This is a genomic window from Mycobacterium sp. E2479, from assembly GCF_001667925.1.
Taxonomy (GTDB): Bacteria; Actinomycetota; Actinomycetes; order Mycobacteriales; family Mycobacteriaceae; genus Mycobacterium.
The window spans coordinates 1-26,977 of sequence record NZ_LZJR01000088.1 but is presented as its reverse complement, the minus strand read 5'-3'; the positions used below and the strand labels follow the sequence as shown (position 1 = coordinate 26,977).

Annotated in this window: 28 protein-coding genes and 3 pseudogenes; 20 read left to right on the top strand and 11 right to left on the bottom strand. The window is 68.5% G+C overall.

Annotation, left to right across the window (positions count from 1 at the left end; all coding sequences use genetic code 11):
* Both pcaA and A5686_RS13650 read right to left on the bottom strand, forming a co-directional pair.
* Window positions 1-234, bottom strand: a pseudogene (gene pcaA, locus A5686_RS13655) (cyclopropane mycolic acid synthase PcaA); the annotation flags it as partial.
* A 184-nt stretch (window positions 235-418) separates the two neighbouring features.
* Window positions 419-1,132, bottom strand: a complete 714-nt coding sequence (locus A5686_RS13650) for a TetR/AcrR family transcriptional regulator (protein ID WP_067934909.1) — start codon at window positions 1,130-1,132, stop codon at window positions 419-421.
* Window positions 1,133-1,423: 291 nt separating this feature from the next.
* Here A5686_RS13650 and A5686_RS13645 point away from each other — a divergent pair, with 291 nt between their 5' ends.
* The 6 genes from A5686_RS13645 (at window position 1,424) to deoC (ending at window position 5,548) form a co-directional block, all read left to right on the top strand.
* Entirely contained in the window at window positions 1,424-2,650 is a 1,227-nt protein-coding gene (locus A5686_RS13645) for a DUF445 domain-containing protein (RefSeq protein WP_231986377.1), read from the top strand.
* A gap of 93 nt (window positions 2,651-2,743) precedes the next feature.
* Window positions 2,744-3,160, top strand: coding sequence for a helix-turn-helix domain-containing protein (locus A5686_RS13640; protein WP_067934907.1), 417 nt, complete (start codon window positions 2,744-2,746; stop codon window positions 3,158-3,160).
* 280 nt (window positions 3,161-3,440) lie between these two features.
* A complete protein-coding gene (gene hbhA, locus A5686_RS13635) occupies window positions 3,441-4,046 on the top strand; it encodes a heparin-binding hemagglutinin HbhA (RefSeq protein WP_067934912.1) in 606 nt (201 codons plus the stop codon).
* A gap of 89 nt (window positions 4,047-4,135) precedes the next feature.
* Window positions 4,136-4,423, top strand: a complete 288-nt coding sequence (locus A5686_RS13630; RefSeq protein ID WP_067934905.1) for a DUF2516 family protein — start codon at window positions 4,136-4,138, stop codon at window positions 4,421-4,423.
* Between the two features lie 4 nt (window positions 4,424-4,427).
* Complete coding sequence (locus tag A5686_RS13625) at window positions 4,428-4,862, top strand: DUF2599 domain-containing protein (RefSeq protein ID WP_067934903.1); 435 nt, start codon at window positions 4,428-4,430, stop codon at window positions 4,860-4,862.
* Window positions 4,862-5,548 (top strand): deoxyribose-phosphate aldolase, encoded by a 687-nt coding sequence (gene deoC / locus A5686_RS13620; protein ID WP_067934902.1) that lies wholly within the window; start codon window positions 4,862-4,864, stop codon window positions 5,546-5,548. Before A5686_RS13625 ends, deoC begins: the two co-directional genes overlap by 1 nt.
* 11 nt (window positions 5,549-5,559) lie before the next feature.
* Here deoC and A5686_RS13615 read toward each other — a convergent pair whose 3' ends face one another.
* From A5686_RS13615 to A5686_RS13605, 3 genes are read right to left on the bottom strand one after another with little or no spacing between them, the layout of a single operon-like run.
* Window positions 5,560-6,603, bottom strand: a complete 1,044-nt coding sequence (locus tag A5686_RS13615) for a DUF2993 domain-containing protein (protein WP_067934900.1) — start codon at window positions 6,601-6,603, stop codon at window positions 5,560-5,562.
* Window positions 6,600-7,430: a carbon-nitrogen hydrolase family protein gene (locus A5686_RS13610; RefSeq protein ID WP_067934910.1), complete on the bottom strand. Its 831-nt coding sequence runs from the start codon at window positions 7,428-7,430 to the stop codon at window positions 6,600-6,602. The genes A5686_RS13615 and A5686_RS13610 overlap by 4 nt, the downstream gene beginning before the upstream one ends.
* 56 nt (window positions 7,431-7,486) lie before the next feature.
* The gene (locus A5686_RS13605) at window positions 7,487-8,011 is read right to left on the bottom strand and encodes a DUF2505 domain-containing protein (protein ID WP_067934898.1); all 525 of its coding nucleotides are present in this window, start codon (window positions 8,009-8,011) and stop codon (window positions 7,487-7,489) included.
* Window positions 8,012-8,037: 26 nt separating this feature from the next.
* Between A5686_RS13605 and A5686_RS13600 the strand changes: the two genes are divergently transcribed.
* On the top strand, window positions 8,038-9,156 hold the full coding sequence (locus A5686_RS13600) for a UDP-N-acetylmuramate dehydrogenase (RefSeq protein ID WP_067934896.1): 1,119 nt from the start codon (window positions 8,038-8,040) through the stop codon (window positions 9,154-9,156).
* A 32-nt stretch (window positions 9,157-9,188) separates the two neighbouring features.
* Window positions 9,189-10,565 carry an Ig-like domain-containing protein gene (locus A5686_RS13595; protein WP_197520571.1) on the top strand — a complete coding sequence of 459 codons (1,377 nt, stop codon included), beginning with the start codon at window positions 9,189-9,191 and terminating at the stop codon, window positions 10,563-10,565.
* Here the strand turns inward: A5686_RS13595 and A5686_RS13590 are convergent.
* Window positions 10,549-11,298, bottom strand: a complete 750-nt coding sequence (locus A5686_RS13590; protein ID WP_067934892.1) for an SDR family oxidoreductase — start codon at window positions 11,296-11,298, stop codon at window positions 10,549-10,551. The genes A5686_RS13595 and A5686_RS13590 overlap by 17 nt on opposite strands.
* A gap of 235 nt (window positions 11,299-11,533) precedes the next feature.
* Between A5686_RS13590 and A5686_RS13585 the strand changes: the two genes are divergently transcribed.
* From A5686_RS13585 to regX, 6 genes are all read left to right on the top strand, one after another.
* On the top strand, window positions 11,534-12,811 hold the full coding sequence (locus A5686_RS13585; RefSeq protein WP_197520570.1) for an ROK family protein: 1,278 nt from the start codon (window positions 11,534-11,536) through the stop codon (window positions 12,809-12,811).
* 60 nt (window positions 12,812-12,871) lie between these two features.
* Entirely contained in the window at window positions 12,872-14,146 is a 1,275-nt protein-coding gene (gene mshA / locus A5686_RS13580) for a D-inositol-3-phosphate glycosyltransferase (protein WP_067934890.1), read from the top strand.
* On the top strand, window positions 14,143-14,667 hold the full coding sequence (locus tag A5686_RS13575) for a YbjN domain-containing protein (RefSeq protein ID WP_067934889.1): 525 nt from the start codon (window positions 14,143-14,145) through the stop codon (window positions 14,665-14,667). The genes mshA and A5686_RS13575 overlap by 4 nt, the downstream gene beginning before the upstream one ends.
* 25 nt (window positions 14,668-14,692) lie before the next feature.
* On the top strand, window positions 14,693-15,442 hold the full coding sequence (locus A5686_RS13570) for a phosphoglyceromutase (protein WP_067934887.1): 750 nt from the start codon (window positions 14,693-14,695) through the stop codon (window positions 15,440-15,442).
* A gap of 154 nt (window positions 15,443-15,596) precedes the next feature.
* Window positions 15,597-16,826, top strand: a complete 1,230-nt coding sequence (locus A5686_RS13565) for a cell wall metabolism sensor histidine kinase WalK (protein ID WP_156750059.1) — start codon at window positions 15,597-15,599, stop codon at window positions 16,824-16,826.
* Window positions 16,827-16,908: 82 nt separating this feature from the next.
* Entirely contained in the window at window positions 16,909-17,592 is a 684-nt protein-coding gene (gene regX / locus A5686_RS13560; protein ID WP_067934883.1) for a two-component sensory transduction protein RegX, read from the top strand.
* A 31-nt stretch (window positions 17,593-17,623) separates the two neighbouring features.
* Here the strand turns inward: regX and A5686_RS13555 are convergent, their stop codons facing one another.
* From A5686_RS13555 to A5686_RS13545, 3 genes are read right to left on the bottom strand one after another with little or no spacing between them, the layout of a single operon-like run.
* Window positions 17,624-19,489, bottom strand: a complete 1,866-nt coding sequence (locus A5686_RS13555) for a GMC family oxidoreductase (protein WP_067934882.1) — start codon at window positions 19,487-19,489, stop codon at window positions 17,624-17,626.
* Complete coding sequence (locus tag A5686_RS13550; RefSeq protein WP_067934880.1) at window positions 19,486-19,815, bottom strand: hypothetical protein; 330 nt, start codon at window positions 19,813-19,815, stop codon at window positions 19,486-19,488. The genes A5686_RS13555 and A5686_RS13550 overlap by 4 nt, the downstream gene beginning before the upstream one ends.
* Window positions 19,812-20,780, bottom strand: a complete 969-nt coding sequence (locus tag A5686_RS13545; protein WP_067934878.1) for a hypothetical protein — start codon at window positions 20,778-20,780, stop codon at window positions 19,812-19,814. Before A5686_RS13545 ends, A5686_RS13550 begins: the two co-directional genes overlap by 4 nt.
* A 42-nt stretch (window positions 20,781-20,822) precedes the next feature.
* Between A5686_RS13545 and A5686_RS13540 the strand changes: the two genes are divergently transcribed.
* Window positions 20,823-21,575 (top strand): FadR/GntR family transcriptional regulator, encoded by a 753-nt coding sequence (locus A5686_RS13540; RefSeq protein ID WP_067934876.1) that lies wholly within the window; start codon window positions 20,823-20,825, stop codon window positions 21,573-21,575.
* On the opposite strand, the gene A5686_RS13535 is transcribed toward A5686_RS13540, so the two are convergent.
* A complete protein-coding gene (locus A5686_RS13535; RefSeq protein WP_067934874.1) occupies window positions 21,538-22,332 on the bottom strand; it encodes a hypothetical protein in 795 nt (264 codons plus the stop codon). The genes A5686_RS13540 and A5686_RS13535 overlap by 38 nt on opposite strands.
* Before the next feature lie 119 nt (window positions 22,333-22,451).
* Between A5686_RS13535 and A5686_RS13530 the strand changes: the two genes are divergently transcribed.
* The 5 genes and pseudogenes from A5686_RS13530 to proC form a co-directional block, all read left to right on the top strand.
* On the top strand, window positions 22,452-23,468 hold the full coding sequence (locus A5686_RS13530) for a Ppx/GppA phosphatase family protein (protein ID WP_067934872.1): 1,017 nt from the start codon (window positions 22,452-22,454) through the stop codon (window positions 23,466-23,468).
* Window positions 23,465-24,421: a hypothetical protein gene (locus A5686_RS13525; protein ID WP_067934870.1), complete on the top strand. Its 957-nt coding sequence runs from the start codon at window positions 23,465-23,467 to the stop codon at window positions 24,419-24,421. Before A5686_RS13530 ends, A5686_RS13525 begins: the two co-directional genes overlap by 4 nt.
* Window positions 24,422-24,435: 14 nt before the next feature.
* A complete protein-coding gene (locus A5686_RS13520) occupies window positions 24,436-25,278 on the top strand; it encodes a sugar phosphate isomerase/epimerase (protein WP_067934868.1) in 843 nt (280 codons plus the stop codon).
* A gap of 25 nt (window positions 25,279-25,303) precedes the next feature.
* Window positions 25,304-26,155 (top strand): thioesterase family protein, encoded by an 852-nt coding sequence (locus A5686_RS13515; protein WP_067934867.1) that lies wholly within the window; start codon window positions 25,304-25,306, stop codon window positions 26,153-26,155.
* Between the two features lie 27 nt (window positions 26,156-26,182).
* Window positions 26,183-26,768: pseudogene (gene proC / locus A5686_RS13510) on the top strand (pyrroline-5-carboxylate reductase); the annotation flags it as partial.
* Window positions 26,769-26,829: 61 nt separating this feature from the next.
* Here proC and A5686_RS28425 read toward each other — a convergent pair.
* Window positions 26,830-26,977, bottom strand: a pseudogene (locus A5686_RS28425) (pyrroline-5-carboxylate reductase family protein); the annotation flags it as partial.

The window sequence follows — 26,977 nt, the reverse complement described above, 5'->3', positions numbered from 1 at the left end:
CGCGCCGCCCCAGCCGCAACCGATGTCGAGCAGCGTCATCCCAGGCTCGAGGTTCAGCTTTCCCAGCGCCAGATCGATCTTCGCGATCTGCGCCTCCTCGAGGGTCATGTCCTCACGCTCGAAGTACGCGCAGCTGTAGGTCTGGGTGGGATCCAGGAACAGTCGGAAGAAGTCGTCGGACAAGTCGTAATGAGCTTGCACATTTCCAAAATGCGGCGTGAGCTGCACAGACATGCCGATACGAGCCTTCCTATATGCGGGGGACCGAGGGCAGGCAGCCAACGATGACCCCCGTTAATCCCCCAATGCTCTCCTGCATGTTAGTACCTGCGGCGGTCCCGGTCGCCGTCCAAGTCGCGTGCCTCGCCTCACACGGAACTGTGGAGTCCCAAAGGCGCAGCGGGTGCGGACGCCGCGGTCAGGATCCGAACTCACTTTCTCGGGGCGGCACGATCGGTGACGGATGGGGTTCGTCGCGGAATTTCTCCAGCGATCCGCCGACCTCGACGATTCCTTTGAGCGCGTTCCAGCTCAGCATGGTCAGGTAGTCGATCAACTCATCGCGACTCATTCGCGGGTACGACATCCACGAGTGGGTGGCCAGCTGCACGCCGCCGACGATCAGATACGCCCACGGCTCCACGCCACCGGTGTCCATCCCGGCGTGTTGCATGCGGCGGCGCATCAGTACGGCGAGCATGCGCGCGATGATGCGCTCCGAATCGGCAATGACCTTGCTCTTGCTGGCCGAGCTGTTGGACATCACGAACCGGTACGGCTCGGGCTCGTTGGCGACGGTCTCGACGTACACGCGGATAACCTCGCGGGTCAGGTCGAAGCCGTCGAGGCCAGACGTCAGCGCCCCCGCCATGTTGGGAATCAGGGTGGTCTGAGTGAACCGCATCATCACGGCGGTGGTCAGGTCGTTCTTGTCGACGAAATACCGGTACAGCACCGTCTTTGAGACCCCGATCTCCGCGGCGATCTCATCCATGCTCAGCGCGCCACCCAGCCGGCGAATCGCGTCGATCGTGCCGTCGACCAACTCGTTACGACGGTCCACTTTGTGTTGGTGCCAGCGCCGCTTGCGCCCATCCATCTTGACGCTCACAGCTGTGATTTGCTCTGCCACAGTCCGCCTATTTCCCATTCCCTGGACGTCCATGATCTTACGGCGTGAGGGGTCGCTTTCTTGGCCTGGCCGGGCGCGGGTGAGACGTCGCAAACAGTGTCGTCACACCAATCGGCGGGAAAGATAGATGATGTAGTGGTGGCACATCGAGCCTCGGTGAGAGGCGAAGCGTCGGGCACGCGGGGGGCGAGGCCCGATTCGACGACGCCGCCGGCCGCGCAGACCCCCCATCGCGCGTCGTTTGCCGAATCCTTCGCCGGCGCGGATCCCGAAGCCGACGCGCAGCGCCGACTGGCGTTGCGCCGGATGAAGATGGTGGCACTGAGCTTTCTGATCGGTGCCACCGTCGTGTTCCTCGCCTGCCGGTGGGCCCAGGCGCATGCCGGCCTGGGGGGCTGGGTCGGATACGTCGGCGCCGCCGCCGAGGCCGGCATGGTGGGCGCGCTGGCGGACTGGTTCGCCGTGACCGCGCTCTTCAGGCACCCGCTGGGCATTCCCATCCCGCACACCGCGATCATCAAACGCAAGAAAGACCAGCTTGGCGAGGGTCTGGGCACGTTCGTCCGGGAAAACTTCTTGTCGCCCGAGGTCGTGGAGACCAAGCTGCGCGACGCCCAGGTATCCGGCAGGCTCGGCAAGTGGCTGTCGGAGGCCGTCCACGCAGAGCGGGTGGCGAGCGAGACCGCCACGGTGCTGCGGGTGCTGGTCGAACTTCTGCGCGACGAAGACGTTCAGCAGGTGATCGACCGGATGATCGTGCGCCGGATCGCCGAACCGCAGTGGGGCCCGCCGGTCGGTCGAGTGCTGGCCACCCTGCTGGCCGAGCACCGGCAGGAAGCGCTGATCCAATTGCTTGCCGACCGGGCCTTTCAGTGGTCGCTGAGGGCCGGCGAGGTCATTCAACGGGTGGTCGAGCGTGACTCGCCGACCTGGTCGCCTCGCTTCGTCGACCACCTGGTCGGCGACCGCATCCACCGCGAACTGATGGACTTCACCGACAAGGTGCGCCGCAATCCGGACCACGAATTGCGCCGGTCGGCCACCCGCTTCCTGTTCGATTTCGCCGAGGACCTGCAGCACGACCCGGACACCATCGCGCGCGCCGACGCGATCAAGGAGCAGCTGATGGCGCGCGACGAGATCGCCAACGCCGCGGCGACGGCGTGGAAGACACTGAAACGGCTGGTGCTCGAGGGAGTGGATGACCCGTCCAGTGCGCTGCGCACCCGCATCGCCGACACCGTGGTCCGCATCGGGGAATCGCTGCGCGACGATGCCGACCTGCGGGATAAGGTCGACAACTGGTTGGTCCGGGCAGCCCAGCACCTGGTCTCGCAGTATGGGGTGGAGATCACAGCGATCATCACCGACACGATCGAGCGTTGGGACGCCGAGGAGGCCAGCCGGCGCATCGAACTGCACGTGGGCCGTGACCTGCAATTTATCCGGATCAACGGGACCGTGGTCGGCTCGCTGGCGGGTTTGGTGATCTATGCGGTCGCGCAGTTGTTGATCTAGCGATTTTCTAGCGGTGCTAACAAGTGCTTGCAATAGCAAGCACTTGTAGTAGTCTGGGCGCGTCAAGATCAGCCGACCGACCCGGAGCACGCCATGACACCCGAGGAGAAGCTCTCCGCCAAGGTGTCCAACGCTGCCTCCGACATGGCCTCTGACATCGGGAGTTTCATCCGTAGCCAGCGCGAACTCGCGCAGGTGTCGGTGCGTCAACTCGCCGAGAAGTCCGGGGTCAGCAATCCATATCTGAGCCAGGTGGAGCGCGGGTTGCGTAAGCCCTCCGCCGACGTCCTGAACCAGATCGCGAAGGCCCTCCGGGTCTCCGCCGAGGTTCTCTATGTGCGCGCCGGGATTCTCGAACCCAGTGACAAAAGTCAGGTGCGGGACGCGATCGTCACTGACACCGCGATCACCGAGCGGCAAAAGCAAATCCTGCTCGACATCTACTCATCGTTCACCCAACAAAACGAATCGATCCAAGAGGAGTGTTCGACCGAATCCGACAGCGAATGATCGGTCCACTTGACCGGCGCTGTAAACCCATCTGAACTGGGGGTTTGCGCCGGAGAGCGGGCTAATTAGATCGCGGTCGCGAATTGGTGATGTATAGACGACCGGCCGTCGGGGTTACCCGAAAGGGGGGACTTATCGGTTCCAGCCGAATTGCTGGACGACCCGCCCCGGCACTGGCGGTCCCAGTTGCGAAGGAGACGTTTGCACCTAACTTCTCGACCAGACAGCTAAAAACACCGAATAACGTCGATACCGAAGACACATCATGAAAGGAAAGACCATGGCGGAAAACACCAACATCGAGGACCTGCGGGCCCCGCTGCTCGCGGCGTTGGGCGCGGCCGACCTGGCCCTGGCCACCGTCAACGACCTGATCGCCGGCCTGCGTGAGCGCGCCGAAGAGACCCGCGTCGAGACCCGCACCCGGGTCGAAGAGCGTCGCGCCCGCTTGACCAAACTCCAGGAGGACCTGCCCGATCAGTTCACCGAGCTGCGCGACAAGTTCACCACCGAGGAGCTGCGCAGGGCGGCCGAGGGCTACCTGGAGGCCGCGACCACCCGCTACAACGAGCTCGTGGAGCGCGGGGAGGCGGCCCTGCAGCGGCTGCGTAACCAGACTGCGTTCGAGGACGCCTCCGCGCGCGCCGAGGGCTACGTCGACCAGGCCGTCGAGCTGACTCAGGAAGCTCTCGGCACCGTCGCCTCGCAGACCCGCGCGGTCGGCGAGCGCGCCGCCAAGCTGGTTGGCATCGAGCTGCCGGGCAAGACCGAAGCGACCACCAAGAAGGCCCAGAAGGCCGTCGCCAAGAAGGCTCCGGCCAAGAAGGCTCCGGCCAAGAAGGCTCCGGCCAAGAAGGCTCCGGCCAAGAAGGTCACCCAGAAGTAGGGCACGCCACTCGCACGACGTTCGGCTCCGAGTCGCCTTCGGGTGACTCGGAGTCGACGTTTTGGCGGGTGCCCGCATACCCTTAAGGCGTGAACCACCTCGTGGGAACCGTCATGTTGATCCTGCAGATCGCCGTTTTAGTGACGGCGATCTATGCTTTCGTGCACGCCGCGCTGCAACGACCCGACGCCTATACCGCCGCCGAGAAGCTGACCAAACCGGTGTGGTTGCTGATCCTGGGCGGGGCCGTCGCGCTGTGTTCCATCTTGAGTTTCGTTTTCGGCGTGCTAGGTATGGCGATCGCGGCCTGTGCGGCCGGTGTGTATCTGGTCGATGTTCGGCCCAAACTGCTTGAGATTCAAGGTAAGTCGCGCTAGCGGAATGAGGGTGGTGCTGGCGGCGCCGGTCGCGGTGCTCGTCGCCTTGTCCTGTTCGACACCGCACGCCGTTGCCGCGCCCGACCCGGGCAGCGGCGCGGCGGATCCGCCCGCCCCGCCCTACATCGACCACACCCAGTGGGCGCAGTGGCAGGGCCGACCTAGCCTGCGGGTCTTCCCGTCGCCGGCCGGCCGAACCGCCTCGCGCCTTCCCGCGACCGCGGCGCCGGCCGACGAGGCCTGGGCCGAGGTGATCGCCTTGTCTCCGGACGCCGACACCGCCGGCATGCGCGCGCAGTTCCTGTGTCACTGGCAGTTCGCCGAACTCGCCCAGCCTGGCAAGGTCAGCTGGAACCTGGAGCCGTGGCGACCGGTCGTCGACGACACTGAGATGGTCGGCGCCGGCTGCAATCCCGGCGGTCCGGAAGAATCCTTCTGATGGCAACCCACCCGAGTCGCGCGCAGCTGGCGGCGTTGGTCGACCACACCCTGCTCAAACCCGAGGCGACCGACGCCGACGTCGCGGCCCTCGTCGCCGAGGCGGCTGAGCTGGGCGTCTACGCGGTGTGTGTCTCGCCCTTGATGGTTCCCGTCGCGGTGCGAGCCGGCACCGGCGTGCGGGTGGCCAGCGTGGCGGGGTTTCCGTCCGGCAAGCACCTGCCGGCGGTGAAGGCGCATGAAGCGGCCCTGGCCGTCGCGTCCGGTGCCTGCGAGGTCGACATGGTCATCGATGTCGGCGCGGCGCTGGCCGGCGACATCGACGCGGTGCGTTCCGATATCCATGCCGTGCGCAGCGCCATCGGCGGCACCGTGCTCAAGGTGATCGTGGAGTCGGCGGCGCTACTGGCGCTTGCGGGCGAGGCCACCGTGTTGCAGGTATGCCGCGCCGCCGAAGACGCCGGCGCCGACTTCGTAAAGACGTCAACCGGATTTCATCCGGCCGGCGGTGCGTGCGCACGCGCGGTTGCCCTGATGGCCGAGTCGGTCGGTGACCGCCTCGGGGTGAAGGCTAGCGGCGGCATCCGCACGGCCCCGGACGCGCTCGCGATGCTCGATGCCGGCGCCACCCGCCTGGGGCTCTCGGGCACCCGGGCAGTGCTCGACGGCCTCGACAGGCTCAGCTAGGTCGCTCGCCGTCAGAGGTTGGCGAAGCAGGGGTCGTTGTCGTTGCCGTTCGGAATGCTGGCGTTCTTCGTCGAGAAGTGGCTCGTCACGCCCGTGTCGGTGACCTGCACGCTGTCGGCGTGGATACCCAACGGGTAGTTCTTGGTCTGGTTGGAGGTGAACTCGTCCAGCGTCGACTGCACGGATTCCCTGGGCATGGTGAAACCGAGCGCGTTGAAACTGACGATCTGCAGCTGCAACCCGTTGCCCGACACGACCGGCTTGGCCGTGATGTTGTCCAACATGCCCTTCAACTCGATGGTCCCGTCGGCGGGATGCGTGGTGACGGTGTTGGTGACGAACGGACCCAGGACCGGGACGGCGTCCTGCACCGACTGCTTGATGCCGTCGCTGGTCCAGGTAATGGTGGCGTCTAGCGAACCGATGGTGCCCTTCGAGTTGCCGCTGTCCTGGAGCCGGACGTCGTTGACGTTGACCGACAGCTTCATGCCCTTGGCGTCGCGGAGGTTGTTGCCGGCGGTCTCCACCGAGATGTTGGTGTAGTGCTTCGTCGCCACTTGCCACAGCATCAGGGGCGTCACCCCGAAGGACGCCGTGGCCTGGTCTTTGACCTCGCACGCCACCGCCTGGGCGATCTTGTTGTTCGCGACGTGGCGCACGTACAGCTCGGCCCCGATGAGCGCGGCGATGATCAGCGCGATCACGATGACGAAGATCAGCAGGATCGAGACCGGGTCACGGCCGAAGCGGCGCTTCTTTTTCCCGGACGCCGCGTCCTCGCCGGGGGGAGTGGTCAGGCGCTCCGTCGGACCGGCGGGCGGGGTGGGTGGCGGCGGGTAGCCGGGCTGCTGCATGTTCGGCTGCGGCGTCCCGAATCGCTCGGTCCGCCCCGGCGGGGGACCGTGTGCGGGCGGCGGCGGGGGTACGTGACCCGGCCCGCCGGTGCTCAGCCGCTCGGTCGGCCGCTCCGTGGGCGGTTGGCCGAAGGGTCCCTGGTTGGAGGGACGGGCCCACTTCGACGGGTCCTGGTTCGGGGGTCCTTGTGGGTTCGTCACCCGACTGATTCTGCCCTATCAACCTGAGTAAAGTCCGCGTAGTTGCGCAGGACCGCGATACTCCTGCGGGCCTCGGCCACCCTGTCGACGTCGATATCGGCAACCAGTAGCTGCGGAGGGGACCCGGCCGACGCGACGACTTCGCCCAGCGGCGAGACGATGAGGCTGCCCCCGACGCCGGTCGGTGCGCCCGACCCGGACGGGTCAGCGTCACCGGGATCCGCCTGACCCACGGCCGCGACGTAGCTCATCGAATCGAGTGCGCGGGCGCGAGCCAGCAGCGTCCACTGGTCGAGTTTGCCGGGACCCGCACCCCAGGACGCGCAGACCGCGATCACCTCGGCGCCGCGGCGGGCCAACTCGGTGTAGAGCGCGGGGAAACGAATGTCATAGCAAACGGTCAGTCCCACCCGGACGCCGTCGACGGTGATCACCACCGGATCGTGTCCCGGCGCGACCGTGCGCGATTCGGTGAATCCGAACGCGTCGTAGAGGTGGATCTTGTCATAGTGGGCGTCCGACTTCGAACCGCGCGGACCGGCCGCGATCAATGTGTTCCTCACCCGCCCGTCGCCCGACGGGGTGAACATCCCTGCGACGACGGTGATGCCGGAATCGGCGGCGATGCGGCGCACCCCGTCGGCCCATGGCCCGTCGACCGGCTCGGCGACCGGGCCCAGCGGCACGCCGAACCGGCACATGGTCGCCTCCGGGAACACCACCAGCTTCGCGCCCGCGTCGGCGGCCTGGCGGCTGTAATCGGCCACCAGCTGCAAATTTGCCCGGGGGTCGGTGCCGCTGAGGATCTGCGCCAAGGCGATTCGCATGAGCGCCAGCTTAGGCCCGGTGACCATGCGCGCCGCCGCGGCGACGGTCGAAATCCTCAGTCCGTTTTGGCGATCCACTCGGTGGTGAAGCGTTGTTCGGCGGCGACCAGTTCGGCCAGCCGGCTTCCGATGAAGTTCTCCAGCTTGCCCCCGATGATCGGCACGCGCACCTGAACCGTGGCGCGGAACGTCAGCCGGCTGCCGCCGGTCTCTTCGATGGGCTCCAGGACGGCGGTGCCGGCCAGGTTCACCGGCGCATCGACGATGGATCCCACGACTGAGCCCGTCGCGGCGCCGCCGGTGACCGGCCCCCACGCCTCCTGGCGGCGGATCCGCAGGTCACCGCTGTGCAGCTGCGTAACCATCCCGGGTAGTTTGGCGCTGCGGATCACCTGCAGCGTGACGACCTCGACGGTGTCCTCGTCACCGGACCCACCGCCGACCCGCATCGACTCCAGCGTGGTGACATCGGCGCCGGACGCCGTCAGCCTGGCCCGCCAGTAATTCACGTCGGTGAAGGCCCGATGTACCTCGTCAACGCTGCCGTCGTAGTCGGCCGACAAGTCGAAGGAACGCGGCATAGCAGGTCAGGCTACCGTTACGGGCCATGAAATCCAGCGGAGCCGATTCGGAGTTCGCCGGTGCCGCGGTGGTCGACGCGGCGCCACTGGCGCCGCTGACAACGCTGCGCGTCGGACCGACCGCGCGCCGCCTGATCACCTGCACCACCACCGAACAGGTGATCGCCACATTGCGGGCCCTGGACGCCGAAACGCTTGGCGGGCAACGTGACTCGGTGCTGGTCTTCGCCGGCGGCTCCAACCTGGTGATCTCCGACGCCCTGACCGACCTGACCGCGGTGCGGCTGGCCAATGGCGGCATCACCGTCGAGGGCAACATGGTCCGCGCCGAAGCGGGCGCGGTATGGGACGACGTCGTCGTGACCGCCATCGGGCACGGCCTCGGCGGCCTGGAGTGCCTGTCCGGCATCCCCGGGTCGGCCGGGGCCACCCCGGTGCAGAACGTCGGAGCGTACGGCGCCGAAGTCTCCGACACCATCACCCAAGTCCGGGTGCTCGATCGCGGCAGCGGCAAGGTGCGCTGGGTGCCGGCCGGCGAGCTGGGTTTCGGCTACCGCACCAGCGCCTTCAAACGCGGCGGCGACGACGGACTCGAAACCCCTTCTGTCGTATTGGAAGTGGAGTTTGCGCTGGACGCATCCGGGCGCAGCGCCCCGTTACGCTACGGCGAGCTGGCCGCCGCATTGAACGTTGCCGGCGGCGAGCGTGCCGACCCCCAAACCGTTCGCGACGCCGTGCTCGCCCTGCGGGCGCGTAAGGGCATGGTGCTCGACGCCGCCGACCACGACACCTGGAGCGTGGGCTCGTTCTTCACCAACCCGGTGGTCCCCGCGGACGTCTACGCACGGCTGGCCGCAACCGCCGACGGGCCGGTCCCGAACTACCCGGCGCCCGGCGGGATCAAGCTCGCCGCCGGCTGGTTGGTGGAGCGGGCGGGCTTCGGCAAGGGGTATCCGCAGCCGGGCGCGGGGGGCCTCGAGGCGCCCTGCCGGTTGTCCACCAAGCACGCGCTGGCACTGACGAATCGCGGCGGCGCGGATTCCGACGACGTGATCAGGCTGGCGCGCACCGTCCGCGACGGCGTCCGCGCTGTGTTTGGCATCACACTGGTCCCCGAACCCGTACTGCTCGGCTGCAGGTTGTAGCCGCAGAATTCGCCGGCGCGCGCCCGGCCCCGATTTGTGGTGGCCGGACGGCCCGTTTTTCCCCGGTATCTTTGACTTTCGTGACCCCGTCCAGCGCCCCGCGGCCGTTCAACCGGCGTGCGGCATTGGCGACCCTGGGATTGGGTGTGCTGGCCCCCAACGTGTTGGCCGCGTGCGGGGGCACGACCGCGAACCAGGCCGAGAAGAAACAACAGCCGGCGCCGCAGCTCAAATACCAGCCCGCCAATGCGACCGAGAATGTGGTGCCGATCGCCCCGGTCAGCGTTGAGGTCAATGACGGCTGGTTCCAGCACGTCACCCTGTCGAACTCGGCGGGCAAGGCCGTCGCGGGCGCCTTCAATCAAGACCGCACCGTCTACACGACCACCGAGCCGCTGGGCTATGACCAGACCTATACGTGGAGCGGCGCGGCCGTCGGGCACGACGGCAAGGCGGTCCCGGTGGCGGGCAAGTTCACCACGGTGTCGCCCAGCAAGAAGATCAGCGGGGCATTCCAGCTCGCCGACGGCCAGACCGTCGGGGTCGCGGCGCCGATAATCATCCAGTTCGACGCGCCGATCACCGACAAGGCCGCCGTCGAAAGGGCGCTGTCCGTCACGACCAACCCGCCGGTCGAGGGCAGCTGGGCCTGGTTGCCCGACGAGGCGGCCGGTGCCCGGGCGCACTGGCGCACCCGCGAGTACTACCCGGCGGGCACCACGGTGAACGTCGAGGCCAAGCTCTACGGCCTGCCGTTCGGCGACAGCGCCTACGGTGCCGAGGACATCTCCCTGAACATCCAGATCGGCCGCCGGCAGGTGGTCAAGGCAGAGGTCTCCTCGCACCGCATCCAGGTGATCCGCGACGAGGGCGTCATCATGGACTTCCCGTGCAGCTACGGCGAGGCCGACAAGGCGCGCAACGTCACCCGCAACGGCATCCACGTGGTCAGCGAGAAATACGCCGACTTCTACATGTCCAACCCGGCCGCCGGCTACAGCCACGTGCACGAACGCTGGGCGGTCCGCATCTCCAACAACGGCGAGTTCATCCACGCCAACCCGGCGAGCGCCGGCGCCCAGGGAAACACCAATGTCACCAACGGCTGCATCAACTTGTCGACGGGCGACGCCGAGCAGTACTTCCAGTCGGCGATGTACGGGGACCCGGTCGAGGTGACCGGCAGCTCGATCCAGCTGTCCTACTCCGACGGCGACATCTGGGACTGGGCCGTGGACTGGGACACCTGGGTGGCCATGTCCGCGCTGCCGCCGGCGACCGCGCACCCGCCGTCCACACAGATTCCGGTCACCGCGCCGGTCACGCCGTCCAACGCGCCGACCCTGTCGGGCACCCCGACCACGTCGACGACACCCGCCAGCACGGGCCCGGCTACCCCAGGCGGTTGAACCGGGAGGTAGTGGCCTGGTCGCGCGGCTTCATCACGATCAAGTCCAGATTCACGTGCGGCGGGCGCGACGCGACGAACCCGATCACCTCGGCCACGTCGTCGGCCACCAGCGGCGTGATGCCCGTGTAGACGGCGTCCGCGCGGTCTTGGTCGCCGTCGAAGCGGACCAACGAGAATTCCGTCTCGACCGCCCCCGGGGCGATCTCGGTGAGCCGCACCGGCTTGCCCAGTAGTTCGCCGCGCAGCGTGCGATGCAGCGCTCCCTGGGCGTGTTTGGCCGCCGTGTATCCGGCGCCGCCGTCGTAAACCTCAAGTGCCGCAACCGAAGTGACGGTGACGATCAGCCCGTCGCCGGAGTCGATCAGCTTGGGCAACAACGCTCGGGTGACCCGCAGCGTGCCGATCACGTTGGTCTCCCACATCCACTGCCAGTGTGCGAGGTCGGCATCTTCGACCGGCGCCAGCCCCCGGGCACCGCCGGCGTTGTTGACCAGCACGTCGACACGATCCAATTTGCTCGCCAATGTTTCGACCGCCGCCTGATCTGTGACATCGGCCACAATGGCGGTACCGCCGATTTCACTGGCCAGGGCCTCAATCCGGTTCGCCCGGCGCGCCACTGCGACGACGTGAAAGCCCTGCGCAGCGAGGTTGCGGGCGGTTGCTGCGCCGATTCCCGAGCTGGCACCGGTGATGACCGCGACACGTGTATTCCTGCCAGTTTTAACCATCGAAACAACCTTAATGAACGTGCTAGATTTTGCGTGTGCTTCTCAGCGCCCTGTCCAACACCACGACCACCGCGTGTCTTTGCGCGGCGGGTGCGTGTTGTTGCTGCGCACTTTGCCGCTCCTGACCCAAGCCAGGTGTGGCCAAGACGGCCAGCAAAATTCGGACAAAAGGACGCTCGTGCGCACCAATACCCTCACCCATACCCATCATTCGCCCGGCCGTGCCGTTGGGCACCTGCCTGGCCAAAAGGGACACCGCTCGGTGCGCCGCCAGATCGTGCCGCCGGCGCTGAACATCCCCGACTCGGCGACGGCCTCGGTGTTCCGGGCTGTCCGGCTGCGTGGCCCCGTCGGCCGTGACGTCATCGCAGGCGTCACCTCGCTAAGCATCGCCACCGTCAACCGCCAGGTCATCGCACTGCTGGAGGCAGGCCTGCTGCGCGAACGCGCCGACCTGGCCGTCTCCGGCGCGATCGGCCGCCCGCGCGTGCCGGTCGAGGTCAACCACGAGCCGTTCGTGGCGCTCGGCATCCACATCGGTGCACGAACCACCAGCATCGTGGCCACCGACCTGTTCGGCCGCACCCTCGACACCGTCGAGACCCCGACGCCGCGCAGCCCGGGCGGACCCGCCCTGGCGACGCTCGCCGACAGCGCCCGCCGCTACCTGCGGCGCTGGCATCGCCGGCGCCCCTTGTGGGTGGGGGTCGCCATCGGTGGCACCGTCGACGGCGCCACCGGCCAGGTGGATCACCCGCGCCTGGGCTGGCGGCAGGCGCCGGTCGGACAAGTGCTGGCCGACGCGTTGGGCCTGCCGGTCTCGGTGGCCTCGCACGTCGATGCCATGGCCGGCGCCGAGCTGCTGCTGGGCATGCGGAGATTCATGCCCAACTCGCCGACCAGCTTGTACGTCTACGCCCGCGAGACGGTGGGCTATGCGCTGGTGATCGGTGGTCGGGTACACGTCCCGGCCAGCGGGCCGGGCACCATCGCAACCCTGCCGGCCCACTCGGAGCTGCTCGGCGGCACCGGCCAACTGGAGTCCACCGTCAGCGACGAGGCCGTCGTCGCCGTCGCACGTCAGCTGCGCATCCTGCCCTTCGCCCCGGCGAATCGCGCCAACGGATCCGCCGCCGGCATCTCCGATCTGTTGCGCGTGGCGCGAGCCGGCAACGAGCAGGCCAAGGAGCTGCTCGCCGAGCGGGGCCGCGTGCTCGGTGAGGCGGTGGCATTGCTGCGCGACATGCTCAACCCCGACGAGCTGGTGGTCGGCGGCCAGGCCTTCACCGAGTACCCGGAGGCGATGGAGCAGGTCGAGGCGGCGTTCGTCGAACGCTCCGTGCTGGGGCCGCGCGACATCCGCCTCACCGCCTTCGGCAACCGGGTGCAGGAGGCCGGCGCCGGAACCGTCTCGCTGTCCGGGCTGTATGCCGATCCCCTGGGCGCGATGCGCCGCGCGGGGGCGCTGGACACCCGGGCGCACGACGTCACCCGCGACGAGTCATCCGCCTGACACGGCACCGTGTCCAGCGCGCTTGGGCTGGCCGGTGAACCATCCTGTAAAGATGACAGGGTGCGCCACGATGACGTCTTCCGGCTGAATGAACCGCGCCGGGTCGCAGTGCTGGCGGTTCACACCTCACCACTGGCCCAGCCCGGCACCGGCGACGCGGGCGGCATGAACGTCTACGTGCTGCAGACCGCGCTGCACCTGGCGCGGCGGGGCATCGAGGTGGAGATCTTCACGCGCGCGACCGCTTCCACCGACCCGCCGGTAGCGCGGGTGGCGCCCGGGGTGCTGGTCCGCAATGTCGTGGCGGGCCCGTTCGAGGGCCTCAACAAATACGACCTGCCCACCCAGCTGTGCGCGTTCGCGGCCGCGGTGCTGCGGGCCGAGGCTTCGCACGAGCCCGGCTATTACGACATCGTGCACTCGCACTACTGGCTGTCCGGGCAGGTCGGCTGGCTGGCGCGCGATCGCTGGGCCGTGCCGCTGGTGCACACCGCGCACACGCTCGCCGCGGTCAAGAACGCGGCGCTGGCAAAGGGGGATTCTCCCGAACCGCCGCTGCGTACGGTGGGCGAGCAGCAGGTCGTCGACGAGGCGGACCGGTTGATCGTCAACACCGACGACGAAGCCAAGCAACTGATCTCGATCCACCACGCCGACGCGGCGAGAATCGACGTCGTCCATCCGGGGGTGGATCTCGACGTGTTCCGTCCCGGCGACCGCAGGGCGGCCCGCGCCGCGCTGGGGCTTCCGCTCGATGAGGACATCGTCGCGTTCGTCGGCCGCATCCAGCCACTGAAGGCGCCCGACATCGTGTTGCGCGCCGCCGCGAAGCTGCCCGGCGTGCGCATCGTCGTGGCCGGCGGCCCCTCGGGTAGCGGCCTGGCGTCCCCGGACGGATTGGCCCGGCTGGCCGACGCACTCGGTATCACCGGGCGCGTGACGTTCCTGCCCCCGCAGTCGCGCCCCAATCTGGCCACCCTGTTCCAGGCGGCCGATCTGGTTGCGGTGCCCAGCTATTCGGAGTCGTTCGGTCTGGTCGCCCTCGAGGCGCAGGCGTGTGGGACGCCCGTGGCCGCGGCCGCGGTCGGTGGGCTGCCGGTGGCCGTGCGGGACGGGGTGACCGGCACGCTGGTGGCCGGGCACGATGTCGAGCAGTGGGCCGATGCCCTGGGTCGGCTGCTGCGATTGCCCGCGCCGCAAGCCGACGCGATGGGCCGCGCGGCCACCGCGCATGCCGCCACGTTCTCCTGGGACCACACCACCGACGCGCTGTTGGCCAGCTATCGGCGCGCGATTCGCGAATACACCGCCGAGCGCCGGGGCGTGGGCGCGTGACCTCCACCGTCGAGCGGGTGATCGAGGATGCCCTGCAGGCCAGTGGCCTGAACTACTCGAAACATGGTGGCGCCCACGGTGGTTTGTCGGGGGTGGTGGTCGAGCTTCCCGGCGAGCGCAAGCTCAAGACCAACACCATCCTGAGCGTCGGCGAGCACTCTGTGCGGGTCGAGGCGTTCGTGTGCCGCAAGCCCGACGAGAACCACGAAGGCGTCTACCGCTTCCTGCTCAAGCGCAACCGGCGCCTGTACGGCGTGGCCTACACGCTGGACAAGGTCGGCGACATCTATCTGGTGGGCCGGATGTCGCTGGCCTCGGTGGACGCCGACGAGCTCGACCGAGTGCTCGGGCAAGTGCTCGAAGCGGTGGATTCGGACTTCAATACGTTGCTGGAATTGGGTTTTCGTTCGTCCATCCAGAAGGAGTGGGACTGGCGGGTGTCGCGCGGCGAGTCGCTGAAGAACCTCGAGGCCTTCGCGCACCTGATCGACGACGACGATGACGACACTGACGACCGCTGAATGAGTGCGTGAGAGACTAACCGGCATGGGTGAAACCGCCACGCTGGTACTGCTTCGCCACGGCGAAAGCGAATGGAACTCGCGCAACCTCTTCACCGGTTGGGTCGACGTCGGCCTCACCGAAAAGGGCCGTGCCGAGGCCGTGCGCAGCGGTGAGCTGCTGATCGAAAACGACTTGTTGCCTGACATCCTCTACACCTCGCTGCTGCGCCGCGCCATCTCCACCGCGCACCTGGCGCTGGACGCCGCCGACCGGCTGTGGATTCCGGTGCGGCGCAGCTGGCGGCTCAACGAACGCCATTACGGGGCGCTGCAGGGGCTGGACAAGGCCGAGACCAAGGCCCGCTACGGCGACGAACAGTTCATGGCCTGGCGGCGCAGCTATGACACACCGCCCCCACCCATCGAGAAGGGCAGTACCTACAGCCAGGACACCGATCCCCGGTACGCCGACATCGGCGGAGGCCCGCTCACCGAGTGCCTGGCCGACGTGGTCGTGCGCTTCCTGCCGTATTTCACCGACGTCATCATCCCGGCCCTGCGCAGCGGCAAGACGGTGCTGATCGTGGCGCATGGGAACTCGCTGCGGGCCCTGGTCAAGCACCTCGATCAGGTGTCCGACGACGAGATCGCCGAGTTGAACATCCCGACCGGCATCCCGCTGCGCTACGACCTGGACGCTCACCTGCGCCCGGTGGTGCCCGGCGGCACCTATCTCGACCCGGAGGCGGCCGCCGCCGGCGCCGCTGCGGTTGCCAGCCAGGGGCGCGGCTGACGCCGGCGTGCCCGTGTCGTTTCGCGAGATAACGGCCGTTCAGCCAAACATCGCGTGAACGGGAGCCGAACACCTGTTGCGCAAGGTGTGACTTGTCCGATTTTGGCCTCGTTGCGCTAGGGCAGCGTTCAGGAAGATTTGTAGGATTTGCTATGTGACTGTGTTCTCGGCGCTGTTGCTGGCCGGGGTTGTGTCCGCGCTGGCGCTGGCCGCAGGTGTGCTGGTCGGGACCCGGCTGTCACCGCGGGCGGTTCAGCGCCGCCAGCGGGTCGGCAGCGAATGGACCGGAATCACCGTCGCGCAGATGCTGCAACGCATCGTGGCGCTGATGCCGCTGGGCGCTGCGGTGGTGGACGCGCATCGCGACGTCGTCTACCTCAATGACCGGGCCAAGGAGCTGGGCCTGGTGCGCGACCGTCAGCTCGATGACCAGGCCTGGGAAGCGGCCCAACAGGCGCTGACCGGCGTCGACGTCGAATTCGACCTGCGGCCCGCGAAGCGGGCGGGCGGCCGCTCCGGGCTCTCGGTGCACGGGCAGGCCCGGTTGCTCAGCGAAGAAGACCGCCGGTTCGCCGTGGTCTTCGCTCACGACCAGTCCGACTTCGCGCGAATGGAAGCGACCAGGCGCGACTTCGTGGCCAACGTCAGCCACGAGCTCAAGACCCCGGTGGGTGCCATGGCGCTGCTCGCAGAAGCCCTGCTCGCCTCGGCCGACGACTCCGAAACCGTGCGGCGGTTCGCCGAGAAGGTGCTCGTCGAAGCCAATCGGCTGGGGGACATGGTCGCCGAGCTGATCGAACTGTCCCGGCTACAGGGAGCCGAACGGCTGCCCACCGTCGTCGAGGTCGACGTCGACAAGGTTGTGGGAGAAGCAATTTCGCGCCATAAGGTGGGGGCCGACAACGCCGATATCGAGGTCCGCACGGACGCGCCGAGCGGTCTGCGCGTGTTGGGCGACGAAACTTTGCTGGTGACCGCCCTGGCCAACCTGGTATCCAACGCCATCGCCTATTCGCCGCCGGGATCGCCGGTGTCGATCAGCCGCCGCCGCCGCGGCGACAGCATCGAGATCGCCGTGACCGACCGCGGCATCGGAATAGCCCTGGAAGACCAGGAGCGGGTTTTCGAGCGGTTCTTCCGGGGGGACAAGGCCCGCTCCCGCGCCACCGGTGGCAGCGGGTTGGGTCTGGCCATCGTCAAGCACGTCGCGGCCAATCACAACGGCAGCATCGGCGTGTGGAGCAAGCCCGGGACCGGATCGACATTCACCCTTTCCATTCCGGCGGCCGTCGCGTCTCATCAAGGCGACGGCGAATCCGAGCAATCGCAGGGCCGCGATGCGCGACCCAACCGCTCACAGCGAGAGGAAGAACTAAGTCGATGATCCGCTCGTATGACGATGCAGTGGGGGTACCCCCAGCCGCGCAGCGGCGAGGGGGACGTAGCGATGAGGAGGAATCGCGAAGATGACCAGTGTGCTGATCGTGGAGGACGAGGAGTCGCTGGCCGATCCGTTGGCGTTCCTGCTCCGCAAGGAGGGTTTCGACGCCACGGTGGTGACGGACGGTTCGGCCGCGCTGGCCGAATTCGATCGCGCCGGCGCCGACATCGTGCTGCTTGACCTGATGCTGCCCGGAATGTCCGGCACCGACGTGTGCAAGCAGCTGCGTGCGCGTTCCAGCGTCCCGGTGATCATGGTGACCGCCAGGGACAGCGAGATCGACAAGGTGGTTGGTCTCGAACTCGGCGCCGACGACTATGTGACCAAGCCGTATTCCGCGCGTGAGTTGATCGCGCGGATCCGCGCGGTGTTGCGCCGTGGCGGTGACGACGATTCCGAGATCAGCGATGGCGTGCTCGAATCCGGTCCGGTGCGAATGGATGTCGAGCGCCACGTCGTTTCGGTCAACGGCGACACGATCACCTTGCCGCTCAAGGAATTTGACCTTCTCGAGTATCTGATGCGCAACAGCGGTCGGGTGCTGACCCGCGGACAGTTGATCGACCGGGTGTGGGGCGCCGACTACGTCGGCGACACCAAGACACTCGACGTCCACGTCAAGCGCCTGCGGTCCAAGATCGAGGCGGACCCGGCCAACCCGGTCCACCTGGTGACGGTGCGCGGGCTGGGCTACAAGCTCGAAGGCTAGTCCGCGTTGAATGTGCGCCCGGTACGCACGCTCAGCGGGCGCTGATCACCTCGTCGGCCACCCCCAGCGCCAGCGCCATGATCGACAGCTGAGGATTCACTTCCGGGCAACTGGGCAGAATCGACGCGTCGGCCACCCACACACCGCGCACGCCACGCAGCCGCCCCGTCGCGTCGACCGGACACAACTGCTCGTCGGCGCCCGCCGCCACGGTGCCGGTCGGATGAAACGCCGCGACGTGCAGGCTTCTGGGGTCGGTGCGACGCAACGAATCCTGCAATGCGGGCAGCGAGGTGACCGTTTTGGCATGTGGCAGGCCGGTGAGGACCTCCACGGCACCGGCGGCGAACAGTAGCCGCCCCATGGCCTCCATCGCCGTCACGAGCTTGGCGGCGTCGCCCCTGTCGATCGGGTAGCGCACCACCGTCTCGCCGCGAACCGATGACACCGAGCCGACGCCGCGGTCGGCCACCATGGCGCCGAACGTGGCGACCTGCGGCGCGCGCTCCAGCCAGCCGAGCAGCTCGGCGCCGTAGCCCGGAAACACCATCGAGCCCATACCGGGCGGGGTGGACGTGGCTTCGATGAGCACGCCGTGAGATTTGTGCAGCTCGTGAACCGCGGCGCTCTGCAGCACGCCGTGCCAGGCGACGACGTCGGAGTCGAAGCGCCCGGCGAGCACCGTCGCGGGATGCAGCGCCAGATTGCGACCGAGCCGCGGGTGGGCGCCAAATCCGCTGCGCCGCAACAGCCCTGGCGTTTCTGTGGCGCCGGCCGCCACGATGACCGTGTCGGCCAGGATGTCCACCGCGGTGCCATCCGGACGGCGCGCGCGCACCCCATGGGCGCGCCCGTGCCGGTGCAGCACCCGTTCCACCCGGGCGTGCGAGACGATCCGGGCACCCGCCGCGCAGGCCTGCGGTAGCGCGTTGAGGTGGACACCGAACTTGGCGTTGCGTGGGCAGCCGATCGCGCACTGGCAACAGCCCTCGCAGCCGGGGGCGTTGCGCGGGATCGGCGCCGCTTGCCAGCCCAGCTCCGTGGCGGCCTCGAGCAGCAGCCGACCGTTGCGTCCCATGACGTCCAACGGCACCGGCGCGACCCGCAGCGTGCGTTCGACTTCGTCGAGGTGGTTCGTCAGCCGGTCGTGGTCGGCCAGGGCAAGCCCGAACTCGTCGCGCCAGCGCCGCTGCACGTCCGGCGGCGGCCGGTAGCAGGTGCCCGAGTTCACCACCGTGGTGCCGCCGACGGCGCGGCCGATCGGCAGCACCACCGACGGGCGTCCCAGCGCGACGGTGGCTCCGCCCCCGCGGTACAGCCCGGCGTAACGGTCGATCGGGTGCGTGGTGCGGAATTCCCCGACCGTCCAGCGGCGTCCCTCCTCGAGCACGACGGTGTCCAGACCCGCCCGCGCCAGGGTTCGGGCCGCCATCGCGCCGCCGGCGCCCGAGCCGACGACCACCGCGTCGGCTGAGACGACGGACGGGCAATCGGCCGAGGAGGTGATGGTCAGATCCGCATCGGGGCGCGCCGCGTCATGCTCGCCGGCTCGGGCGAAGAGTTCGGACGCATAGGTGTCGGCACCGTTTGCGAGCAACACGATGGCCTTGAGCGCCTCGAGCGCCGCTGCGGCCTCCGGGCTCAGCGAAGCCACTCGGCGCAGCACCCGATCTCGGCCGCCGGGGCGCAGCCGCGACAGTGACCGCCCGGTGGTGAGAAGGCTTGCGGCGCTTACTGATGCGAATCCGGCACGCACTCCCAACCTGGATGTCGCAGGTAGCTGGGCGAGGTAGCGTTCGATGCGCGCCGCCAGCTGATCCGCCGGCGGGCCGCCGTGTTCCTCGGGCAGCAGCGCGGTGCCGAACGACGCGGTTGCCCGCTCGGCCGCACGGCTCATACCAGGAATCCGAACCGGCGGCCGATCTTGATGAAGAACGGATAGGTCGCGAAGATGCCGGCCGCCGCCGCGTGCATGGGCCAACCGCCCTTTGCGGTGTCGACCCCGAAAACCCCGCTGTTCCACATGAAGTCGCGCCCATTGCGGGCGCGGAACGGCCGCCACAGCAGGCCGAGCCCGGGCACGTTGTTGTAGAGGCCGAACGACCCGCCGAAGAAGATGCCCAGAACCGCGGCCTCGGCGACGTCTCGCCGGTCCGACGGCACGTGCCGCTCGATGAGCGCGCCGCTGGCCACCAGCAGCGGCGGGTCGAGTAGGAAGCTCATGTCGGGATCCTTTCGTTGATCTCGGGTGCCGCGCGGCCGCGCAGGCCCACCTCGGCATGCCCGGTGCCGAGCACCGACCAGTGCCGGTCGTCGATCTCGACGTGCACGTCGGCCTGTTCGGTGTTCGTGCACACCGCGTTGCCGCCGTCGGGGTCGGTGTAGCCCAGGCTCACGCAGCGGTCCGGCGGCTGGTCGATCCGGATGAGCACGCGGCGACCGTCGATGCGTCCCTCCAGCTGCCAGTGCTGCAAGCCCAGCGTCGTCCGCATTCGCAGCGACGGCAGATGCTTTGTTAAAGGGCTTGCGGGCCAATCTTTTCCGTCGATGCGAAACCGAACGAACGCCATCGGGGCCAGCCTGTTCAGGCCCGGCTTGTGCGAGACGGCGGTGACCGCCTCGACAACGTCGCCATGGCCGAGGTCGGCGTGGACCCAGCCCCAGCGCTTGGCGTTGCCGTGCCCGTAGATGTGGGCGACGCCGCCGCGCCAGCCGTCGATCCGGATCCTGGAGTCGGCGACGGTCAGCGAGCCGGTGAAGTCGGCGGTCGGGGCGATGACGACCTGGGCGCCCGGCAGCAGTTCGCGGTCCCAGGCGGCGCGGGGGAACGTCCAGAGCGGCGCGCCGGGATCCGTCCAGGCCAGGTCCCAGGCGAGTGATCCGGCGCGCCCGCTGAGCTGTTTGTCGCCCATCCGCACGCCATCGGCGTCGAACCACCAAGGACCGGTCGCGGGCGAGGCGGGCGCGGGACCGAATCGCTCGGTGCGGGGCGCGGCGTCGGCCGCGAACCAGGTGGCCCAGCCGTGTGCATAGGCGCCGTTTGCCTCGGTCACCGGGGCCACCGTCTCGCAGTGCACCCAGAGCCCGGCCCGGGTCGCCGGATCGGACAGGGTGGCGTACCAGACTTCCAGGCGGCCGGCCTTGCCGCGCCAGCGCGGATTCGCGGCCGATTGCGTTTCGCCGTCCATTGCTCACCTTCCGTGGGTTCGTCCACTATAATGGTTGAGCCAATGAACCAGTCAAGTCCGCTGCGTCCGCCCGATCGCCAACGCGTCGACGAACAGATCGCCGCGTCGATCGCCGACGCGATCCTCGAGGGCGCCTTCCCGCCGGGCTCGGCCCTGCCGCCCGAGCGGGAACTGGCCGAGCAGCTCGGTGTCAACCGCACGTCGCTGCGGCAGGGTTTGGCCCGGTTGCAACAGATGGGACTGATCGATGCGCGGCACGGCAGCGGCAACGTGGTCGCGGACCCGCAGGGGCTCACCCACCCCGCCGTGGTCGAGGCGCTGGTCCGCAAGCTGGGCCCCGAGTTTCTGGTGGAGTTGTTCGAGATCCGGGCGGCGCTGGGGCCGTTGATCGGCCGCTCAGCCGCGCGTCGGATCACCCCCCAAAGTGCCGAGGCCCTGCGCGGGGCATTCGCGGCGGTCCGGGAGGCCGACGGCCCGGCGGCGCTTCAGGCCGCCGACCTCGCCTTTTTCCGGGTGCTCATCCACCACAGTCGCAACCGCGCACTGGCGCTGCTGTATCGCTGGGTCGAGCACGCCCTCGGCGGCCGGGAACACGAGCTCACCGCGGCTTACGACGACGCCGCCCCCGTGATGGCCGGTCTGGAGACGATTACCGAGGCCGTGCTGGCCGGCGACGAGGAGGGAGCCGCCGCAGCGGTCGAGGCATACCTGTGCGCCAGCGGGCAGCGAATGGTGTTGTCCTACAACAAGACCGATGCTACTCGGCGAGACGCGTCGCCGGATGCACCGCAATGAGCCCTAACTTGCTGCGGCGCTTGCACATTGCGGCCAACTCAGCATAGGCCTTCGCGCCCAGCAGTTCGGTGAGTTCGTCGGCCAGGCTTTCCCACACCTGCTTGGCGCCGACATGGGCTGCCGGATCGCCGCTGCAATACCAGTGCAGGTCGGCGCCACCGGAACCCCAACCGCGGCGGTCGTATTCGGTGACCCAGGTCTTGAGGATCTCGGTGCCGTCGGGCCGGGTCACCCACTCCTGGCTGCGCCGGATCGGCAGCTGCCAGCAGACATCGGGCTTCATGGTCAGCGGCGGCACGCCCAGCTTGAGGGCCTTGCTGTGCAGCGCGCAGCCCACACCGCCCGCAAAACCCGGCCGGTTCAGGAAAATGCACGCGTCCTTGTGCTTGCGGGTACGGTACTGCGGCTGGCCGTCATGCTCGTCGAGTTCCAGATATCCCTTGCGGCCCAACCCTTTTTCGCGGAACTGCCAGTCGGCATTGGTCAGCTTTTTCACCGCGTCATCGAGGCGGGCGCGGTCGTCGTCGTCGGACAGGAACGCGCCGTGCGAACAACACCCGTCGTCGGGGCGCCCCGCCACCGTCCCGCGGCAGGCCGGAGTGCCGAACACACATGTCCACCGGGAGAGCAGCCAGGTCAGGTCCGCCGCGATCAGGTGCTCGGGGTTGTCGGGGTCGTAGAACTCCACCCATTCGCGGGCGAAATCCAGCTCGACCTCTTGTCCCGGTTCCGGGTGCGAATTCCCCACGCAATCCACGTTAGACCACGATTCGGCCCATCCGAGCCGCTGACACTCGCGGCCCGGGTGGCCGCGGTCAAGGCGGATTGACCGGGTCGCGCAAACCACCGTCCCGGTGGCTTCGTTAGGTTGTTTACGTGCGATTGGGCGTTCTCGACGTGGGCAGCAACACGGTGCATCTGCTGGTGGTGGATGCCCACCGGGGCGGCCATCCGACGCCGATGAGTTCGACGAAAGCCACTCTGCGTCTTGCCGAGGCCACCGACAGCGCCGGCAAGATCACCAAACGCGGTGCGGACAAGCTGATCTCCACGATCGACGAGTTCGCCAAGATCGCCGACAGTTCGGGCTGCGCGGAGCTGATGGCCTTCGCCACATCCGCGGTCCGGGACGCCGGCAACTCCGACGATGTCCTGGCTCGGGTGCGCAAGGAAACCGGCGTCGAGTTGCGCGTCCTGACCGGGGTCGACGAGTCGCGGCTGACCTTCCTCGCGGTGCGCCGGTGGTACGGGTGGAGCGCGGGCCGCATCATCAACCTCGACATCGGCGGCGGCTCGCTGGAGATGTCCAGCGGCGTGGACGAGGAGCCCGACGTCGCGTTGTCACTGCCGTTGGGCGCGGGACGGCTGACCCGCGAGTGGCTGCCCGACGATCCGCCCGGCCGGCGGCGGGTGGCGATGCTGCGGGATTGGCTGGACGCCGAGCTCTCCGAAACCAGCGTGAAGATCCTCGACGCGGGTAGTCCGGACCTGGCGGTCGCGACATCGAAGACTTTCCGCTCGCTGGCGCGGCTCACCGGCGCGGCGCCCTCGGGTGCCGGACCGCGGGTCAAGAGGACGCTGACAGCAAACGGCCTCAGGCAACTCATATCTTTCATCTCTAGGATGACGACCGCTGACCGGGCAGAACTGGAAGGAGTGAGCGCCGAGCGGGCACCGCAGATCGTTGCGGGTGCTCTGGTGGCGGAGGCAAGCATGCGAGCGCTGTCAATCGAATCGGTGGATATTTGCCCGTGGGCGTTACGGGAAGGTCTCATCTTGCGCAAACTCGACAGCGAAGCCGACGGATCGGCCCTCATGGAGCCTTCGGTGCGCAATGCTGGAGGTCAGGTAGTTGATCGGAATCAGAACCGATCGAGAGGCGACAAACCATGACCGGACCGCACTCCGAGGCCGAGGACTCCGGCACTCGGCCAATCTCGGTTGCCGAACTGCTGGCAAAAAACGGAACCATCGGTGCCCCGGCCGTCACCCGGCGGCGCCGGCGCCGGCGCGGCGACAACGACGCGGTGACCGTCGCCGAACTGACCGGTGACCTCCCGGCGATCGGCGACGACGACGAACCCGGATACGACGCCAACCAAGCCACCGACACAATCGACGCTGTCGAACCCGCCCTGCCTGAACCCGCCGGAGACGAATCCAACGCGCCCTACTGGTCCGAGCCGGAGCCGCGCTGGCCCAAGTCGCCGCCGCAGCCCGAGCGGACGTCAGCGCCCGAACGCAGCGAATATCCGCGGCCGTTGCCCGAGGCCGGCCCGGTCGGCTCGTCCGGCTCGGGCACCGGGGAACCGGGCTCCGGGGCCGAGGACATGACCTTCGACCCGATGGATCACTACGCCGACGCGCCAGTGGACGTCATGGACTCCGACGTGCGCGAGGCCGAACCGGCGCTGGAGGACTCCGCGTACGTCCGGTCCTTTCTGCGGTCTGGGGATTTCGACGATGACGAGGACGGATCCGGACCGCTACCCGCCGCAGTGCTCGGGGAGGACGAGCACCTCGATCTCGAGGACGGGCACGCGGACACAGACCCGGATGCCTACGTCGAGGAGGGCAGATTCGACGCGGTGTGGCGCGGCGGCCTCGTCGTCCTGCAGTCGATGCTGGCCGTCGCCTTCGGCGGCGGGTTGTTCGTGGCCTTCGACCAGCTTTGGCGCTGGAACAGCCTGGTGGCGCTGGTGCTATCGGTGCTGGTCATCCTCGGCTTGGTCGCCGGGGTCCGGGTGGTTCGCAAAACCGAGGACATTGCCAGCACGTTGATCGCGGTCGCGGTGGGTGCGCTGATCACCCTGGGGCCCTTGGCGCTGTCGCTGCAATCGGGCTAGCGGCACCGTAGACAGTGCGCCCAGCCATCAAAGTCGGCCTCTCCACGGCTTCGGTGTACCCGTTGCGGGCCGAGGCCGCCTTCGAGTACGCGGCCCGGCTCGGTTACGACGGCGTCGAGCTGATGGTGTGGGCCGAGTCGGTCAGTCAGGATGTCGCCGCCGTCAAGAAGCTGTCGCGGCACTACCGCGTCCCGGTGTTGTCCGTACACGCGCCCTGCCTGCTCATCTCCCAGCGGGTGTGGGGTGCCAACCCGGTACCCAAGCTGGATCGCAGCGTGCGCGCCGCCGAACAGCTGGGCGCACAGACCGTCGTCGTGCATCCGCCGTTTCGCTGGCAGCGGCGCTACGCCGAGGGTTTCAGCGAGCAGGTGGCGGCGCTGGAAGCGTCGAGCGACGTGATGATCGCCGTGGAGAACATGTTTCCCTTCCGCGCGGACCGGCTCTTCGGGGCGGGCCAGTCACTGGAACGGATGCGCAGGCGCGGTGGCGGGCCCGGCCCGGCGATCTCGGCGTTCGCGCCCTCCTACGACCCGCTCGACGGCAACCACGCGCACTACACGCTGGACCTCTCGCACACCGCGACCGCGGGCACCGACTCGCTGGACATGGCCCGGCGGATGGGGGCGGGGCTGGTGCATCTGCACCTATGCGACGGCAACGGTCTGCCCGCCGACGAGCATCTGGTGCCCGGGCGCGGCACCCAACCCACCGCCGAGGTGTGCCAGATGCTGGCCGGCAGCCATTTCGCCGGGCACGTAATCCTGGAGGTGTCGACGTCCAGCGCGCGTTCCGCCAACGAGCGCGAGGCCATGCTCGCCGAATCGCTGCAGTTTGCCCGCGCGCACCTGCTGCGCTGACCAAGCCAGGAGAAACCCAGACAACATGAGTGCCTTATTCACCACCGCAATGACATTGCGGGAGGTCGGTTCGGGCGTCTTTGAAGGCGAGCTCGACAAGCGCTGGACGATCGGTGCCAAAGTGCACGGCGGCGCGATGCTGGCGCTGTGCGCCAACGCCGCCCGCATCGCGTGCGCCGGGCACTCCGGCGGGCTCGCATCGGTCCAGCAGCCGGTCGCGGTGTCGGCGAGCTTCCTGTGGGCGCCCGACCCCGGTCACGTGCAGCTGGTGACCTCGATTCGCAAGCGGGGCCGCCGGATCAGCGTCGTCGACGTGGAACTCAACCAGGGCGACCGCACCGCCGTGCACGCCGTGGTCAACCTGGGCGAGCCCGAGCATTGGCATCCGGACGGCTCGGAAGGGGTAGCCGCGCCGCTGCTGTCCGCCAACCCGGTGGCCGACTTGATGGCGCCCGAGCCTCCCGACGACGTCGAGCCGATCGGGCCCGGGCATCCGCTGGCCGGCCTCGTGCACCTGGGGGAGGGCTGCGACGTGCGGCCGGTGCTGGCCACGATGGCGCCCCGCGGCGACGGGCGGCCGCCGGTGATCCAGATGTGGGCGCGCCCCCGTGGCGTGGCCCCGGACGCCCTGTTTGCGCTCATGTGCGGCGATCTGTCGGCGCCGGTGACCTTCGCCGTAGACCGCACCGGCTGGGCGCCCACGATCCAGCTCACGGCCTTTCTGCGCGGCCTACCGGCCGACGGCTGGCTGCGCATCATCGCGACCTGCACCGAGATCGGGCAGGACTGGTTCGACGAGGACCACACCGTCGTCGACAGCCTCGGCCGCCTGGTGGTGCAGGCCCGCCAGTTGGCATTGGTCCCTGCCGCTCGCTAGCGCGCGGTGTCTGCGATGCTGTCCGGCATGGCAAGAATCGCGATCATCGGTGGCGGCAGCATCGGGGAGGCTCTGCTGTCGGGTCTGCTGCGGGCGGGCCGGCAGGTCAAGGACCTGGTGGTGGTCGAACGGGTTCCCGAGCGCGCCAAGTACCTGGCCGACACCTATTCCGTGCTGATCAGCTCGGTATCCGACGCGGTGGAGAACGCCTCATTCGTCGTGGTCGCGGTCAAGCCCGCCGACGTCGAGCCGGTGATGGCGGACCTTGCCCGCGCGGCCGCCGCCGCCGAGAGCGATACCGCCGAGCAGGTCTTCGTCACGGTCGCGGCGGGGATCACCATCTCCTACCTCGAGTCGAAGCTTCCGGCCGGCACCCCGGTCGTGCGGGCGATGCCGAACGCGGCGGCCCTGGTCGGCGCCGGGGTCACGGCGCTGGCCAAGGGCAGGTTCGTCACGGCGCCGCAGCTCGAAGGCGTCTCGGCCCTGTTCGACTCCGTCGGTGGCGTCCTGAGCGTTCCGGAAGGCCAGATGGACGCCGTCACCGCGCTGTCAGGCTCGGGGCCGGCGTATTTCTTCTTGCTGGTCGAGGCTTTGATCGACGCGGGCGTCGCCGCGGCATCGGCCCGCGGTACCGGCGCCTCGGCCTCGCCCAGCCGCCGATCGGCGTCCGTGCGCTCGAGCAGCATGGCCGCCGAGCCCGCCATGGTCTGCGCAGTCAGGTCGGCGGCCACCTCGCGGCTCAGGCCCGCGGCGACGCCCGCGTCGATCAAAGCCTCGACCAGCAAGAAGAAATACGCCGGCCCCGAGCCTGACAGCGCGGTG

Bases quoted from the DNA above. Each gene is read 5' to 3' on its own strand.
- A5686_RS13545 (WP_067934878.1), bottom strand. From the start codon at position 20,780: ATGGACGGCGAAACGCAATCGGCCGCGAATCCGCGCTGGCGCGGCAAG.
- A5686_RS13640 (WP_067934907.1), top strand. From the start codon at position 2,744: ATGACACCCGAGGAGAAGCTCTCCGCCAAGGTGTCCAACGCTGCCTCC.
- A5686_RS13625 (WP_067934903.1), top strand. From the start codon at position 4,428: ATGAGGGTGGTGCTGGCGGCGCCGGTCGCGGTGCTCGTCGCCTTGTCC.
- hbhA (WP_067934912.1), top strand. From the start codon at position 3,441: ATGGCGGAAAACACCAACATCGAGGACCTGCGGGCCCCGCTGCTCGCG.
- deoC (WP_067934902.1), top strand. From the start codon at position 4,862: ATGGCAACCCACCCGAGTCGCGCGCAGCTGGCGGCGTTGGTCGACCAC.
- A5686_RS13600 (WP_067934896.1), top strand. From the start codon at position 8,038: ATGAAATCCAGCGGAGCCGATTCGGAGTTCGCCGGTGCCGCGGTGGTC.
- A5686_RS13540 (WP_067934876.1), top strand. From the start codon at position 20,823: ATGAACCAGTCAAGTCCGCTGCGTCCGCCCGATCGCCAACGCGTCGAC.
- A5686_RS13610 (WP_067934910.1), bottom strand. From the start codon at position 7,430: ATGCGAATCGCCTTGGCGCAGATCCTCAGCGGCACCGACCCCCGGGCA.
- A5686_RS13515 (WP_067934867.1), top strand. From the start codon at position 25,304: ATGAGTGCCTTATTCACCACCGCAATGACATTGCGGGAGGTCGGTTCG.
- A5686_RS13570 (WP_067934887.1), top strand. From the start codon at position 14,693: ATGGGTGAAACCGCCACGCTGGTACTGCTTCGCCACGGCGAAAGCGAA.
- A5686_RS13590 (WP_067934892.1), bottom strand. From the start codon at position 11,298: ATGGTTAAAACTGGCAGGAATACACGTGTCGCGGTCATCACCGGTGCC.
- A5686_RS13555 (WP_067934882.1), bottom strand. From the start codon at position 19,489: ATGAGCCGTGCGGCCGAGCGGGCAACCGCGTCGTTCGGCACCGCGCTG.
- A5686_RS13605 (WP_067934898.1), bottom strand. From the start codon at position 8,011: ATGCCGCGTTCCTTCGACTTGTCGGCCGACTACGACGGCAGCGTTGAC.
- regX (WP_067934883.1), top strand. From the start codon at position 16,909: ATGACCAGTGTGCTGATCGTGGAGGACGAGGAGTCGCTGGCCGATCCG.
- A5686_RS13525 (WP_067934870.1), top strand. From the start codon at position 23,465: ATGACCGGACCGCACTCCGAGGCCGAGGACTCCGGCACTCGGCCAATC.
- A5686_RS13550 (WP_067934880.1), bottom strand. From the start codon at position 19,815: ATGAGCTTCCTACTCGACCCGCCGCTGCTGGTGGCCAGCGGCGCGCTC.